General features: G+C 69.9%; 15 protein-coding genes, 2 tRNA genes, 1 other RNA gene and 1 pseudogene. 9 read left to right on the top strand and 10 right to left on the bottom strand.

Going from position 1 to position 13,476, the window contains the following annotated elements; all coding sequences use genetic code 11:
- Window positions 1-80: 80 nt before the first annotated feature.
- The 3 genes from ABZ815_RS03405 to ABZ815_RS03395 are packed head-to-tail and all read right to left on the bottom strand — an operon-like array spanning window position 81 to window position 1,556.
- Window positions 81-611, bottom strand: coding sequence for a DUF5063 domain-containing protein (locus ABZ815_RS03405; protein ID WP_352362187.1), 531 nt, complete (start codon window positions 609-611; stop codon window positions 81-83).
- On the bottom strand, window positions 604-1,203 hold the full coding sequence (gene recR / locus ABZ815_RS03400) for a recombination mediator RecR (RefSeq protein ID WP_357693436.1): 600 nt from the start codon (window positions 1,201-1,203) through the stop codon (window positions 604-606). Before recR ends, ABZ815_RS03405 begins: the two co-directional genes overlap by 8 nt.
- A gap of 2 nt (window positions 1,204-1,205) precedes the next feature.
- Entirely contained in the window at window positions 1,206-1,556 is a 351-nt protein-coding gene (locus ABZ815_RS03395) for a YbaB/EbfC family nucleoid-associated protein (protein WP_125640519.1), read from the bottom strand.
- Window positions 1,557-2,047: 491 nt separating this feature from the next.
- On the opposite strand from ABZ815_RS03395, the gene ABZ815_RS03390 reads away from it, so the two are divergent.
- Window positions 2,048-3,304, top strand: coding sequence for a GAF domain-containing protein (locus ABZ815_RS03390; protein WP_357693434.1), 1,257 nt, complete (start codon window positions 2,048-2,050; stop codon window positions 3,302-3,304).
- A gap of 22 nt (window positions 3,305-3,326) precedes the next feature.
- Here ABZ815_RS03390 and ABZ815_RS03385 read toward each other — a convergent pair whose 3' ends face one another.
- Both ABZ815_RS03385 and ffs read right to left on the bottom strand, forming a co-directional pair.
- A complete protein-coding gene (locus tag ABZ815_RS03385) occupies window positions 3,327-5,639 on the bottom strand; it encodes a DNA polymerase III subunit gamma and tau (protein ID WP_357693432.1) in 2,313 nt (770 codons plus the stop codon).
- A gap of 31 nt (window positions 5,640-5,670) precedes the next feature.
- Window positions 5,671-5,766, bottom strand: an RNA gene (ffs, locus tag ABZ815_RS03380) — signal recognition particle sRNA small type.
- Between the two features lie 106 nt (window positions 5,767-5,872).
- On the opposite strand from ffs, the gene ABZ815_RS03375 reads away from it, so the two are divergent.
- Both ABZ815_RS03375 and ABZ815_RS03370 read left to right on the top strand, forming a co-directional pair.
- A tRNA-Ser gene (locus ABZ815_RS03375) sits at window positions 5,873-5,960 on the top strand.
- 104 nt (window positions 5,961-6,064) lie between these two features.
- Entirely contained in the window at window positions 6,065-6,847 is a 783-nt protein-coding gene (locus ABZ815_RS03370) for a class I SAM-dependent methyltransferase (protein WP_357693430.1), read from the top strand.
- 1 nt (window position 6,848) lies between these two features.
- Here the strand turns inward: ABZ815_RS03370 and ABZ815_RS03365 are convergent, their stop codons facing one another.
- The 3 genes and pseudogenes from ABZ815_RS03365 to ABZ815_RS03355 form a co-directional block, all read right to left on the bottom strand.
- Entirely contained in the window at window positions 6,849-7,268 is a 420-nt protein-coding gene (locus tag ABZ815_RS03365) for an SRPBCC family protein (RefSeq protein ID WP_357693428.1), read from the bottom strand.
- A 52-nt stretch (window positions 7,269-7,320) separates the two neighbouring features.
- Window positions 7,321-8,010: an aldo/keto reductase gene (locus ABZ815_RS03360; RefSeq protein WP_357693426.1), complete on the bottom strand. Its 690-nt coding sequence runs from the start codon at window positions 8,008-8,010 to the stop codon at window positions 7,321-7,323.
- An 80-nt stretch (window positions 8,011-8,090) separates the two neighbouring features.
- Window positions 8,091-8,330, bottom strand: a pseudogene (locus tag ABZ815_RS03355) (aldo/keto reductase); the annotation flags it as partial.
- Window positions 8,331-8,504: 174 nt separating this feature from the next.
- Between ABZ815_RS03355 and ABZ815_RS03350 the strand changes: the two are divergent.
- Together ABZ815_RS03350 and ABZ815_RS03345 are read left to right on the top strand one after the other, a co-directional pair.
- Complete coding sequence (locus ABZ815_RS03350; RefSeq protein ID WP_357693424.1) at window positions 8,505-9,428, top strand: hypothetical protein; 924 nt, start codon at window positions 8,505-8,507, stop codon at window positions 9,426-9,428.
- 55 nt (window positions 9,429-9,483) lie between these two features.
- Entirely contained in the window at window positions 9,484-9,960 is a 477-nt protein-coding gene (locus ABZ815_RS03345; RefSeq protein WP_357693422.1) for a hypothetical protein, read from the top strand.
- A gap of 6 nt (window positions 9,961-9,966) precedes the next feature.
- On the opposite strand, the gene ABZ815_RS03340 is transcribed toward ABZ815_RS03345, so the two are convergent.
- Window positions 9,967-10,608: a LysE family translocator gene (locus ABZ815_RS03340; protein WP_357693420.1), complete on the bottom strand. Its 642-nt coding sequence runs from the start codon at window positions 10,606-10,608 to the stop codon at window positions 9,967-9,969.
- 88 nt (window positions 10,609-10,696) lie between these two features.
- Here ABZ815_RS03340 and ABZ815_RS03335 point away from each other — a divergent pair, with 88 nt between their 5' ends.
- The 4 genes from ABZ815_RS03335 to ABZ815_RS03320 all read left to right on the top strand — a co-directional run bounded on the left by ABZ815_RS03335 (window position 10,697) and on the right by ABZ815_RS03320 (window position 13,337).
- Complete coding sequence (locus tag ABZ815_RS03335) at window positions 10,697-11,659, top strand: neutral zinc metallopeptidase (RefSeq protein ID WP_357693418.1); 963 nt, start codon at window positions 10,697-10,699, stop codon at window positions 11,657-11,659.
- A 54-nt stretch (window positions 11,660-11,713) separates the two neighbouring features.
- A complete protein-coding gene (locus tag ABZ815_RS03330; protein ID WP_357693416.1) occupies window positions 11,714-12,571 on the top strand; it encodes a neutral zinc metallopeptidase in 858 nt (285 codons plus the stop codon).
- Between the two features lie 45 nt (window positions 12,572-12,616).
- Complete coding sequence (locus tag ABZ815_RS03325; RefSeq protein ID WP_357693414.1) at window positions 12,617-12,913, top strand: type II toxin-antitoxin system VapB family antitoxin; 297 nt, start codon at window positions 12,617-12,619, stop codon at window positions 12,911-12,913.
- A gap of 109 nt (window positions 12,914-13,022) precedes the next feature.
- Entirely contained in the window at window positions 13,023-13,337 is a 315-nt protein-coding gene (locus ABZ815_RS03320) for a hypothetical protein (RefSeq protein WP_357693412.1), read from the top strand.
- A 40-nt stretch (window positions 13,338-13,377) separates the two neighbouring features.
- Here the strand turns inward: ABZ815_RS03320 and ABZ815_RS03315 are convergent.
- Window positions 13,378-13,467 (bottom strand) — tRNA-Ser (locus ABZ815_RS03315).
- Between the last annotated feature and the right edge of the window lie 9 nt (window positions 13,468-13,476).

Here is a 13,476-nt window from a genome sequence, read left to right as displayed (position 1 = left end):
TCCCGGTCTGGACTGTGAACTGCCAGTCTACTGGGGGCCTCTCATGGGGCTGATGGTTCATACCACTATGTGGATGATCATCACACGGTGGTGGCTTCCTCCGCCACGTCGAGCCGCGAGTGCGCGGCGAGGGCCTGCAGCGCGCGCATCGCCGCGCCCGCATGGTTGCCCCAGGTGTTGAAGTAGGAGTACTGCCACCACCACAACGCCTCGTGCGGACGGCCGGCGTGGAAGTGACGCAGCCCGTGGATGAGGTCGGCGGCCACCGCGGTCAGATCGTCCGACAGCCGGTACGGCGTGACCGACGTGTCCTTGTACGGGTCGAACACCTCGGCGTAGTCGTCGACCGCCTCCAGCCGCTCGGCCAGCGCCGTGCGCACGCCGTCGATGTCGGGGTCCTCGCTCATCGGCGGCTCGTAGTTGCCCGAGAGGATCACGTCGCGGTTGGCGCCGAGCTTGGCCCCGGCCAGGCTCACCTGCGCGACCTCCACCAGGAGCAGCGACCAGATCGCGTCGCCGCCCTCGCCGCCGGCGACCCTGGTCAGGCCGTCGACGTAGTTCTGCGCGTGCGCGGCGATCTCTTCGGCGAGCACATCCCACATATCAGACATCCAGGAGCCTCCGTCCTTCGAAAGCACGGCCCAGGGTCACCTCGTCGGCGTACTCGAGGTCACCGCCCACCGGCAGGCCGCTGGCGAGTCGTGTCACTTTGATGCCCATCGGCTTGACCAGACGGGCGAGGTAGGTAGCGGTCGCCTCGCCTTCGAGATTGGGGTCGGTGGCGAGGATGAGCTCGGTGACCCGCCCGTCGGCCAGGCGCGTCATGAGCTCGCGGATGCGCAGGTCGTCGGGGCCGACACCGTCGATCGGGCTGATCGCGCCGCCGAGCACGTGGTACGTGCCGCGGTACTCGCGCGTCTTCTCGATCGCCACGACGTCCTTCGACTCCTCGACCACGCAGATGACGTGCGTGTCGCGCCGCGGGTCGCGGCAGATGCGGCACTCCTCCTCGGAGGCCACGTTGCCGCACACCCGGCAGAAGCGCACCTTGTCCTTGACCTCGAGCAGCGCGTGCGCCAACCGCTTGACGTCGGCCGGGTCGGCCGACAGCAGATGGAACGCGATGCGCTGCGCGCTCTTGGGACCGACCCCGGGCAGCATGCCGAGCTCGTCGATCAGGTTCTGGACGACCCCTTCGTACATGCCTAGAACCCTGGCAGCTGTCCGAGTCCGCCGCCGCCCAGACCTTGGGCGAGCGGGCCGAGCTTCTCCTGCTGCAGGTCGGCGGCGGCGCGCACCGCGTCGCGGACGGCCGCGATCACCAGGTCGGCGATCGTGTCGGCGGTGTCCTGCGGGTCGGCCGCGTCGATCACGCTCGGGTCGATCTTGAGTTCGAGCAGCTCACCTGAGCCGTTGACGACGGCCGTGACCATGCCGCCGCCTGACGAGCCCTCGATCTGCGCGTCGTTGAGCTCCTGCTGGGCGCTCACAAGCTGCTGCTGCATGAGCTGAGCCTGCTCCAGCAGCTGCTGCAGGTTGACATCCCCTGGGTTCACCGTCGTGCGCTCCTCGTGGCTCCGGTTCTTGACTGCCACGAGCCTACGGTGTTTGGGCGGCGTCATGTACTGGGAGGGCTCCCCATGTTTCCCTCCAGACACGTCACGGTCCTTGGTCATGGCCGGATCTCGGCCCCCCTCCAGTGTCCGAGACCCGGCCATCACGTCGGACGGAGCGGCCGCACCACGCCGACGCGTGTTTCGGAACGCTAGTGCGACCAACGTTGCACACACGTTGCGTTCATTCAATCACCCTTCGCAATCCCCCTGAACGGCTTGCGCATATCGCCGCCAGGACGGATGCTCTTGTTGACTACTTGGAGTGACCGATGAGTTACGGCCATCTCGATGCGTACTCCCGCCTTCTACGCGGAGCACACGAAGCGGCGACCACGGGACAGAGTTCCCCCGATTCGCCTCGCACTCTGATCACGGCGTCCTGGCGGCGATCGCTCGCGGCGGGGATCGACCCGGATGGCCGGAGTGCTCCTTTGGTCTGCGAGTCCGCCGACATCGACGAGATCCGCGAGGCTCATCCGCTGCAACCGCTGCTGCCGCTGCTCGCCCAGACCCTCTCCGGCCTGGCGGACGAGACCGACCACGTCATGATCGTCACAGACCGTGACGGACGGGTCCTCTGGCGGGAGGGCAAAGGCGGCATCCTGCGCGACGCCGACCAGGTGGGCCTGGCCGACGGTCACCACTGGGGCGAGTGCATGGCCGGCACCAACGGCATCGGCACCGCGCTCGCCACCGGCCGGCCGGTCCACGTCTACTCCGAGGAACACCTGATGCGGGTGCTGCACGTCTGGTCGTGCAGCGCGGCGCCGATCAGCGACCCGGAGTCGGGCGACGTCATCGGCTGCGTCGACGTCAGCGGCATCGCGCGTTCCCTGCATCCGGCGACGGTCGCCCTGGTCAGCGCGACGGCCAAGCTCGCCGAGTCGCAGCTCGCCGTACGGATGCACGAGCGCGACGAACGCCTGCGCCGCCGCTACGAGTCCCTGCGCAACCGGGGAGGCATCCTGCTGTCCCCCACGGGCCGGGTCATCTCGGGCGATCCCATGGGCCGGCTCGGCACCCGCCTGTCCCTGTCCGGCCAGCGCATGATCCTGCGCGACGGGAGCGTCGCCTTCCTTGAGCCCTTCTGCGACGGCTACCTCCTGCGCGACACCCCGTCCGCGACGCCGCCCACCCTCCGCCTGACCTGCCTCGGCGAGGGCACCCCGACGGCCGACCTCGGCGACCGCGCGCACCCGCTCTCACTGCGCCACGCCGAGATCCTCGCCCTTCTCGCCCTGCACCCCCAGGGCCTGTCGGCCGACCAGCTCTCGTTCCACCTGTACGGCGACGACGGCAACCCCGTGACGATCCGGGCCGAGATCCATCGGCTGCGCAGCCAGCTCGGGGAGGTGCTGGCGGCGAAGCCGTACCGGCTGGTGTGCCCGGTCGAGGCCGACTTCCTCGGCCTTCGCCGGCTGCTGGCGTCGGGCGACACCGCCGCCCTGGCCCGCTCCTACCCCGGCCCGCTCCTGCCGCGCTCGGAGTCGCCGGACATCCGGCGCGAACGCGAGGAGCTCGAAGCCCAGGTACGCGCGTGCCTCCTGCGCCACGGCTCCCCTGAGGACCTGTGGACGTACGCCCAGACTCCCAACGGCCGCGACGACTACCAGGTGCTCGAACGCCTGTCGGCCCTTCCGCCGACGGACCCGCGCTCGGCCGCCGCCCGCGCCCGTCTCTTCCCCTGACCGCGCCGGTCCCTGGCGGCCGTCAGGTGTGGTCGATCTCGCCGATGACCTGGGCGCCGAGTTCGCGTTGCAGCAGGGCCATGCCGGAGACGGCGTCCACGTCGGCGTCGGCGTCGTTCAGCGGGTCGACTTCGTCGGCGTCGGCGGCCTTGTCACGGCCAGGGATGGCACTCGGCCACGCCGCCGCGCCGCCCGCGCGCGAGGCGGGGGCACGTGGCCCCGCCTGGGCGGCCGCCTTGGCAGCCGACCGCGCGGCGGCCAGGCCCGCTCCGACCGGCGCACCGGCGGGCTGCCGGGCGGTCACGGTCTGGGTGGGGTCGGGGCTCGGCGGGGAACCGGGGCTGAGGTCGTCGGGCGCGTCGGGCCAGGACTCGTCGGTGGTCGGGGGCGCGGACGCGGCGGCCGGAGGTTGGCCCGGGTCCGGGGATGCCTGGTCGTCCTGGGAGCCGCTATGGGAGCCGGATCGCCCCTGGGAGGTCGCCTGGACGCCGGCCCCGCCTTGCGGACTGGTCGTCGCCTGACCGGCGGCCGGGGCCGCCTGCGGCGCGGGGGCGGCGTGGCCGCCGGACGGCGGCTGCTGGCGTACGGGGCCGCGGGTGGCCTGGGGCGCCGGTGAGCCGCCGACCACCGCCTCGACCCGCCAGGTGCCGCCGAGCACGTCGCCGAGCGCGGTCGCCACGACGGCGTCCTTGCCGCCGCCCGTGAAGTTCTTCATCGCGCCGACCTGGCTGAACCCGAGCGTGACCAGGTTGCCTTCGACGCCTACGACCTGGGCGTTCGTGCTGACGTTGGCCCAGACCACGATGCTGCGCTGCTTGAGCGCGGCCAGCACGGCGGGCCACTGCTGCTGCATGCCGCCCGCCCCGCCCGCGACCGGGCCGGACGCGACCGGAGCCGCAGCCGGAGCGGTGGGGGCCGGTGCGGGCGCGCCGGAGACCTGAGCCGCCGCCGAGCCGGGACGTACGGGCTCGGGCCAGTCGTCGGCCCCTCCGCTCACAGGCGCGGGACCGTCGACGGGCGTCGCGGGCTCCTGAGCCACCGCGTCGTGACCGGCGGCCACGGGCGCGGCGACCGGGACGGCCGGAGGAGCGACGGCGGGAACGGGCACGTCATGGCCGCCTGAAGCCGCCGGACGCGGGATCGTCACCGCGCCCGCCCTGGAGGCCATCTGGGCGACCGTGCCGCCGCGCTCCAGGCGTTCGAGCCGGGCGAGCAGGGACGCCTCACCCTGCGAGGCGCCCGGCAGCAGGACGCGCGCGCACATGAGTTCGAGCAGCAGGCGCGGCGAGGTGGCGCCACGCATCTCGGTGAGCCCCGCGTTGAAGATCTCGGCCGCGCGGGTGAGCTCGGCGGGTCCCATCGAGGACGCCTGCCGCACCAGCCGCTCCAGCTCGTCGGCGGGACGGTCGAGCAGCCCGCTCGACGCCGCCTCGGGCACATTGGCCAGGATCACCAGGTCGCGGAAGCGCTCCAGCAGGTCGGAGGCGAAGCGGCGCGGGTCGTGGCCGCCCTCGATCACCCGGTTGACCGCCTGGAACACCTGGCCGCCGTCACGCGCGGCGAACGCGTTGACGACCTCGTCGAGCAGGTCGCCGTCGGTGTAGCCGAGCAGGGAGACGGCCTTGGCGTAGGTGATGCCGTCCTCCTCGGCCCCGGCGAGGAGCTGGTCGAGGATGGAGAGCGAGTCACGTGCCGAGCCGGCGCCCGCGCGTACGACCAGCGGCAGGGCGGGCGGCTCGAAGGGCACGCCCTCGGAGGTGAGGATCTCCTCCATCAAAACCTTGAGCGTCGCCGGCGGCATCAGCCTGAACGGATAGTGGTGCGTACGCGACTTGATGGTGCCGATGACCTTTTCCGGCTCGGTCGTCGCGAAGATGAACTTCAGGTGCGGCGGAGGCTCCTCGACGAGCTTGAGCAGCGCGTTGAAACCCTCGCGGGTCACCATGTGCGCCTCGTCGATGATGTAGATCTTGTAGCGCGCCGACACGGGCGCGAAGAAGGCGCGTTCGCGCAGGTCACGGGCGTCGTCGACGCCACCGTGGGAGGCCGCGTCGATCTCGATGACGTCGAGGTGGCCGGGGCCGGTCGGGGCGAGCGCGACACACGACTCGCAGGTGCCGCAGGGGTCGGGCGTCGGGCCCTGCTCGCAGTTGAGAGAGCGGGCGAGAATCCGCGCGCTGGAGGTCTTGCCGCATCCACGGGGGCCGCTGAACAGGTAAGCGTGGTTGATGCGGCCCGTACGCAACGCCTGCCGCAGCGGATCTGTGACGTGTTCCTGACCCTTGACCTCGGCGAAGGTCCCGGGTCGATACCTGCGGTAAAGCGCAAGGCTCATGCGACCATCCCGCCTGCGAGGGGGCTCTCAACGAAGAGACCCCCCGCACACCCGCCAGAGCCCGCTTATCCTTGCTGCCTTCCGGCCCTGGGGAGGTTCACAGGATGACGCCGCGCGAGGGGTCCCTGGACAGTCTAACCGGCCTCAGCAGTGCTCGCTCCACGGTTCGGGCCAAGAGCGTCCCGGAAAAATCGCGGTCACCACAGTGCTGGAAGTCCGGTAAGCTCGTCGGCGGAGGATTCGCCTAGTGGCCGAGGGCGCACGCTTGGAAAGCGTGTAAAGGGCAACCTTTCAGGGGTTCAAATCCCCTATCCTCCGCCAGTTCGGAAGGGGTGTGCCGTGATCACGGCACACCCCTTCCGACTTTCCGGCCCCGGTTGGGGGGGGCGGCTTCGAGGTTCTGGTGTTCTTCTATGGTTCCGTTCATGGAGGACCTGTTCGGAAGCGCTGCGCCGTACTACGCCAGATACCGCCCGGACCACGGCCCGGCGACGACGGAGCACCTGGCGACAACGCTCGGGACGGACGGGCGCGTCCTGGATCTCGGCTGTGGCCCCGGGACCATCGCGATCCCCTTGGCCCGCCGGATGAAGGCGGTAGTCGCCGTGGACCCGTCGCTGGAAATGCTCGCGGAGGGCAGACGGCGGGCCAAGGGGGTCACCAATATCACCTGGCTGCACGGCGATTCGACCGTACTGCGCGCGTTGCCGCCGTTCGAGCACGTGGTGATGGGCCGGTCGTTCCATTGGATGGACCGCAGGTCCGTACTGGTGGACCTGGACGAGCTGCTGCCGCCCGGCGGCGCGGTGGCGCTTGTCGGCCCGGCGCGGCGACCGGGAGGGCCGTGGCAGCCGGACGCGCAACCGTGGCAGCCGGTCGAGAGGCGGGTCTGCGAGGAGTTCGGGCTCGACATCCACACCGCCGCCAACTCCTTCCACGCCACCGGCGAGCACCACGACGACGTCCTGGCCGACTCCCCCTTCAGCATCCTGGGATCCCAGGTGTTCACCCGAAGGCTGACCTGGGATGTGGACGGACTGATCGGCCTCCAGCTCTCCTACTCCTACAGCTCGCCCGCCCGCCTCGGCGACCGTCTGCCCGCCTTCGTCAAGGCACTGCGACAAGCGCTCCTCGACGACAATCCCACAGGCCGGTGGGAGCAGCGACTGACCACCGAGGTGCTGGTCGCCAGGCGGCCCGGGCGCTGACTCAGGTGGCCAGGACGTTGTGCAGGGCTTCGAGGCCGTCGCGGAAGATGGTGGTGAACAGGCCGACCGCCTCGCCCTCGCTCACCCCCACCGGCGTGAAGCATCCCGACCACTGCACCTCGGAGGCGTCCTCGCGCCCGGGAACGGCGTGGACGCGCAGGGTGGAGAGGTAGCCGGTGACGGGGAAGGGCGCTTCGACGATGGCGTAGGTGTAGTGGCGCTCCGCCTCGCTGAAGTCCATGAGGCGTTCGACGATCACTTCGCCGTCCGGGTTGGTCAGCCGGCGGACGCGGCCGCCTTCGAGCATGGTGCTCTCGGGGATGTACGGAAGCCAGTCGGGCAGGGCGTGGAACCCTCCGATGAGATCCCATACCCGCTCCGGGGAGGCGGGCAGGACGCGGCTGACCGAGGTCGTTGCCATGGTCGTTCTCCTGGTGGTCGTTCTCCTGGTGGTCGTGGCGGCACGGGCGAGGTCAGGCGCCGCCGGGGAGCGGGGCGGCCGGGCTGACCAGGCCGAGGGCGCGCAGTTCCTCCCAGAACGCGGCGGGCACGGTCTCGTTCAGCGCGGCGACGTCCTCGGCGATCCGGCTGGGACGGGTGGCCCCTGGTACCGCGGCCACGGCCACCGGATGGGCGAGGGAGAACTGCAGGGCGGCCGCCTTGATGCTGACGCCGTACCGCTCGGCGAGGGCCTTGATCTGGCCGACGCGCTCGACGATCTCCGGTGGCGCCTGCTGGTACTCGAAATGGGTGCCGCCGGCGAGGACGCCGGAGCTGTAGGGCCCGCCGACGACCATGCTGACGTCCTGCTCCTCGGCCATGGGCAGCAGCCGTTGCAGGGCGTGCTGGTGGTCGAGGAGCGTGTAGCGGCCGGCGAGCAGGAAGCCGTCGGGCTGGGGCTCGTCCAGGGCGAGGGTCAGCTCGATCGGCTCGGTGCGGTTGACGCCCAGGCCCCAGCCCCGGATCACGCCTTCGTCGCGCAGCCGGGCCAGCACCCGGAACGCCCCGGTACGGGCCTCCTCGAACTTCTGCAGCCACACGTCGCCGTGGAAGTCCTGGGCGATGTCGTGCACCCAGACGATGTCCAGCCGGTCGACGCCCAGGCGCTTGAGGCTGTCCTCGATCGAACGTTCGGTGGCGGGAGCGGTCCATTCGTCGAGCATCCGGTTCGGGCGGCCGTGCTCGAACAGCCGCCCTTCTCGCCCAGTTCCCGGTCGCCGCTCTCCACCTCGTCGAGGATGACGCGGCCCACCTTCGTCGACAGGACGTAGGAGTCGCGGGGCTTGCCGGACAGCAGCGTGCCGAGCCGGGACTCGGCCAGGCCGGCCCCGTAGAAGGGGGCGGTGTCGTAGTAGCGGATGCCGTGGTCCCAGGCGGCCTCCAAGGTGGCGTGCACCTCTTCCTCGGGGATCGCGCGGAACATGTTGCCGAGGGGAGCCGTGCCGAACCCGAGTCGGCCGGGAAGGATTCCCGCGAGTGACATGACATTTCTTCCTTCCCTGTGCTGGCACTGCGGCCAGGTGGCGGGCTTGCCTCGCGCGACGGCCCGCGACAAGTGTCTGGAGTCCAATCCCCTGCAGGCCGGAGGTCGCACTTCGCGTGGGTAAAGAGCGGTCCCCCAAGCCGGACGGCCTTCTTTACGCTGATCCAGCCCGGCGTGATCAAGCGCTCCGGCATCCCCGACCCGAAGGACACACCCGTGGCCCGCATGCTTCGCCACCTCGATGAAGAGCTCCGCCTGTTCTACGGAAGGCTCTGCCTGTACGGCGGCACCGAGATCCCGGAGTTCAGCGACGACGAGTCGGAGGCCACCCACGAGACGGTGACCGTCCGCCTGGAGGCATGGGACGTCGAGCCGCCGGAGCCGGGGCCCGACTGGAGAGCGATCGAGCAGACGGGCTTCACGGCCGCGACCGGAGTCGTTCAGATGGGGGTGTTGGACGGCAATGGCGGTGATTTCCTGATCGGTCCGCCCTGGTTCGAGTACGGCCTGACCGTGCACGTCCACAGCGTGAACATGCTGCGCTGGGTGTTCCGGTTCTGGCCGATCCGGGATGTCTTCGACCCGCTCGTGCACATGAGGCCGAAGGAACCGGCCGGAGCCGCGCTGGAGCACCGCCGGGTGCCCGTTCCCGTCACGGAGGCCGGGCAGTGGGCGGCGATGCGGCAGGACAGGTTCAGGTCCCCGCAGGAAAGCGTGTCGTGGACGGCCCCGGCGCAGGATCATCTCGGCGCCGATCCGATCGCCCGCAAGTTCAGCCTGCTTCAGCAGGATCCGGTCTCACGTGCGCTGAACCCCGATCACGTGCCCGCCTTCCCGGCTTCCGTGGATTCGGACCGGAACCCGGGCGAGACCTACCGGATGTGGCGCTGGGAGACGTGGACCGCCGACGGCCGCCCGCCGGACGGACACCTTCGGACGGGCAGGATCGTGCACCTGCGTGACGTCCACGAGGGCCGGGTGCTGGCCTCGGGCATCGTGACGGTGCTCCACACCGAGGACGGGCGTCGCCACGTCCGGGACGCCGAACCCCACGAGGCCGCCCGGGTCGTCCGCGCCGAGGAAACCTGGACGGAATGACGCGATCCTCGGAACGGGTGGCAAGAACGGAATTCGTCAGGATATCTTGACGGTCATGACCTTGAGCATCGCCGATCTTCCCGGCCACGAGGGCTTCGCCGCGCCCGTCCTGCCCGACGGGGAGCTGGCCTCGACGTCCAGCGCCTTCACCAGGACGTACGTCGGATACCAGGCCGCATGTTCGTGCGGGTGGGCCGATCGGCGGCGGTATCCGGCGACGCCCGAGGGGGCCAAGGAGGCGGAGTACCGGTGGTGGAGCAGGCACACGCCGCCGCTGCTCGCCGCCGCCCCGCCCGCCTGGCTGGTGACCAAGTCGAACCTGCTGTGCGAGCAGGTCGTGAAGCTCTCCGCCGATCGTCCGCTGGCCGCGCTCACCCTGCTGTCCCAGGTGGAGAGCTGGCAGCGCACGCTGCTCGACCAGGCCGTCGCCGGAGCGCGCGAGAACGGCGCCTCCTGGACGGAGATCGGCGAGGCCATGGGCATCTCCAAGCAGGCGGCCCACGAACGCTTCAGGGCCCAGGTGAGCCGGTAGAGCCCGTCAGGCCGGCACGAGGGCCTTCGAGCGGTCGGCGACCATGCGTACGGCGAAGACGCCGAGCACCGTGCCCATCGCGTACCGCTGCACCCGCAGCCACACCGGACGACGGGCGAGGAAGGCGGCGAGGCCGCCGGCCGAAACCGCGATCAGCGCGTTGACGAGCGTGCCGATCGCGATCTGCACCGAGCCGAGCGCGAGGCTCTGCAGCAGCACGTGACCCAAGGCCGGGTCGATGAACTGTGGGAGCAGCGACAGGTACAGGATCGCGATCTTGGGATTCAGCAGGCAGGTGAGCAAGCCCATGGCGAACAGCTTCCGCGGCCGCTCGACCTCCAGCTCCCGTGGCTGGAAGACCGACGCGCCGCCCGGCCTGATCGCGTTCCAGGCCATCCAGAGCAGGTACGCGGCCCCGGCCAGCTTCAGCGCCGTGTAGGCCACCGGCACGTACGCGAACACGGCCGTCAGTCCGAGGCACGTCGCCGTCAGGTACGTCATGAACCCCAGCGCGACGCCGACGAGCGAGATCAGCCCGGCGCGGGGCCCCTGGCTGATCGAGCGGGACACCAGATAGATCATGTTCGGCCCCGGCGTCAGAACCATGCCCAGGGACACCAGCGCGATCCCGATCAACCCACCCGTCATGACGGCAGATTAACCGACAAATGCGGAAAAATCATGCTCGCACATATTGCTCTGCGTAATCACCTGACTACGGGGGATGAAGCAGGGTATGCAGTTCGACGATGACACCCCACTCGACCCCTCACAGGTCGAGGACGTCCGGGCCTCCGGCTCCCAGCCCGGCCGCGGCGGCGGCGGTGGCTGGGGCGGGATGCCGGGCGGCGGCTGCATGTTGCCCATCGGCGGCCGTGGCGGCGGCTGCCTGCTGCTGGTCCTGGCCGTGGCCGGGCTGTTCCTGTTCAAGCTCGCCCCCTCGCCCTTCCGCGGCGACGAGGGCGGCGAGCAGGGCGGCGGACGCTACCCGAGCGCCCCCGGCCAGCTCTCCCCCAGCGGCAACCTCGCCGAACGCTGCCGTACGGGCGCCGACGCCGACCAGGCGGAGGACTGCCGGATCGTCGGCACGGTGAACAGCATCCAGTCCTACTGGCGGCAGGCGTTCAAGGAGCGCGACAAGGAGTACACGCCGGCCAAGACCGTGCTGTTCTCGCGGGCCGTGAACACCGGCTGCGGCCCGGCCGACTCGGCCGTGGGCCCGTTCTACTGCCCGAGCGACCGCAAGGTCTACCTGGACCTGGCCTTCTTCGACACCCTCCAGCGCGACTTCGGCGCCGAGGGCGGCCCGTTCGCCCAGGCGTACGTGGTCGCCCACGAGTACGGCCACCACGTCCAGAACCTGCTCGGCACCATGGACAAGGTCGGCAACAACAGCAGGCCGGGCGCCAACAGCGCGTCCGTGCGCCTGGAACTTCAGGCCGACTGCTATGCCGGCGTCTGGGCGCACAACGCGGTCAAGACCGGCTTCTACCGCGAACCTTTCACCCAGGCCGACATCAACCAGGCCCTCGACGCCGCCGCGGCGGTCGGCGACGACAGCATCCAGCGCCGCTCCCAGGGCAGAGTCACCCCCGACGCCTTCACCCACGGCACCTCGCAGCAACGCGAGAAGTGGTTCGGCGTCGGGTACGACACCGGCGTCCCGGAGAGATGTGACACCTTCTCGAATGGCATCTAGGCGGCCAGTTGGGGAAGCTCTGTAGCGGGCAGCACCCCAGAAGGGACGTCAGATATGGATTTCAAGGACGACGTCAACCTCGATTCGTCGCAGGTCGAGGACGTCGGTGGTCGCGGTGGCGGTGGGTTCTCGGGCGGCGGCTTCCCCGGCGGCATGGTCCTCGGGGGCGGCGGGATCGTCGGCCTGATCGCCTTAGTGCTGGTGTTCGTGCTCAACAACCTGGGCGGCGGCGGTGGCGACGGCGAGCCCGCGCAGAAGCAGCCTCCGGCCAAGCTCTCCCAGGAGTGCAAGACGGGCAAGGACGCCGACCAGTCGGAGAAGTGCCGCGTCGTGGGCGTGGTCAACAGCATCCAGGACTACTGGAAGCAGGAGATCTCCGGCTACCGGACGTCGAAGACGGTCCTGTACTCCGGCAGCCTCCGTACCGGCTGCGGCGCGGCCAGCTCCGCCGTCGGCCCGTTCTACTGCCCCAGTGACCAGCGCGTCTACCTCGACCTGAGCTTCTTCGACCAGCTCCACAGCCAGTTCGGCGCCAAGGGCGGCCCCTTCGCCCAGGCTTACGTGATCGCCCACGAATACGGCCACCACGTCCAGGACCTGCGCGGCGCCCTCCAGTCCGACACCGGCAGTTCGGTCCCCGTCGAGCTCCAGGCCGACTGCTACGCCGGCGTCTGGGCGCAGAACGCGGTCAAGACGGGCTTCTACGAAAAGCCCTTCACCCAGTCGGAAATCGCCGAGGCCCTGGACGCCGCGGCCGCCGTGGGCGACGACAGAATCCAGCAACGCACGAGCGGCAGAATCGATCCCGAATCGTTTACGCACGGCTCGTCCGAGCAACGCGTCAACGCCTTCCAGCGCGGCTACCAAAACGGTCGGCCCGGCGACTGTGAACAGTCTGAGCTGGGCCGATAGCCCCGGAGAACGCACGGGGTCGAATTCTCTCCTAAAATGAGGTGGGTGATCTTCAAGCTCGTCGGCGACGGACGCCCTTATCCCGAACACGGTCTGACGAACCGAGAGTGGGCGCAGATCCCTCCCAGGCAGGTCCGACTCGACTCGTTGATCACCACGAAGGCCATGCTGGACCTGCATTCGCTGCTCGCCGCCGACTCCACCTTCTACGGCGACCTGTTCCCGCACGTGGTGCAGTGGAAGGGCGAGCTCTATCTGGAGGACGGCCTCCACCGGGCCCTGCGCGCGGCCCTGCACCAACGGTCGATCCTGCACGCCAGAGTCCTGGATCTGCCCAGCTGAAACGCGCCGGAAAAGGGAGCCGTCATTCGCGGCTCCCTTTTTCATGTGTCAACCTGATCGACGTGCCGTGCGTCACGCCCGCGTCTTTCGACATCCTTTGGAGAATGCCGTGTCGTATCCACCGCCACATGGGCCGTGGCCGCCACCCGGATACGGCCCGCCGCACTACTCCCACCAGCCGGTCCAGGAGTACTTCGAGGAGCCGGGGCCCATCGACAATCGCAACCTGATCGTGTTGCTGGCGATCGGGCTGCCGCTGTTGCTCCTCAGCGCCTGCGGCGCCCTGTTCTTCGTCCTGACCGACGACGGCCGCCCGGAGTCCCGCGCCGGCGAGACGGTCCAGACGCAGGTCGTCGAGGACAGCCCGCCCGACATCCAGCTCAACCTGAACCCGCCGTCCGACGGGCCCACCCAGCAACCCTGAGGGCAAAAGAAAAGGGCCTCCGAGGTCGTCGGAGGCCCGATGGCGGTGGTGGTGGGATTTGAACCCACGGATGAGTTGCCCCATCACACGCTTTCGAGGCGTGCGCCCTCGGCCACTAGGCGACACCACCGCGGACGAG

The organism is Nonomuraea sp. NPDC047529 (genome assembly GCF_040642995.1).
GTDB lineage: Bacteria > Actinomycetota > Actinomycetes > Streptosporangiales > Streptosporangiaceae > Nonomuraea.
The sequence above is the reverse complement of the archived record's forward strand: the minus strand, read 5'-3'. Positions and strand labels throughout refer to the sequence as shown.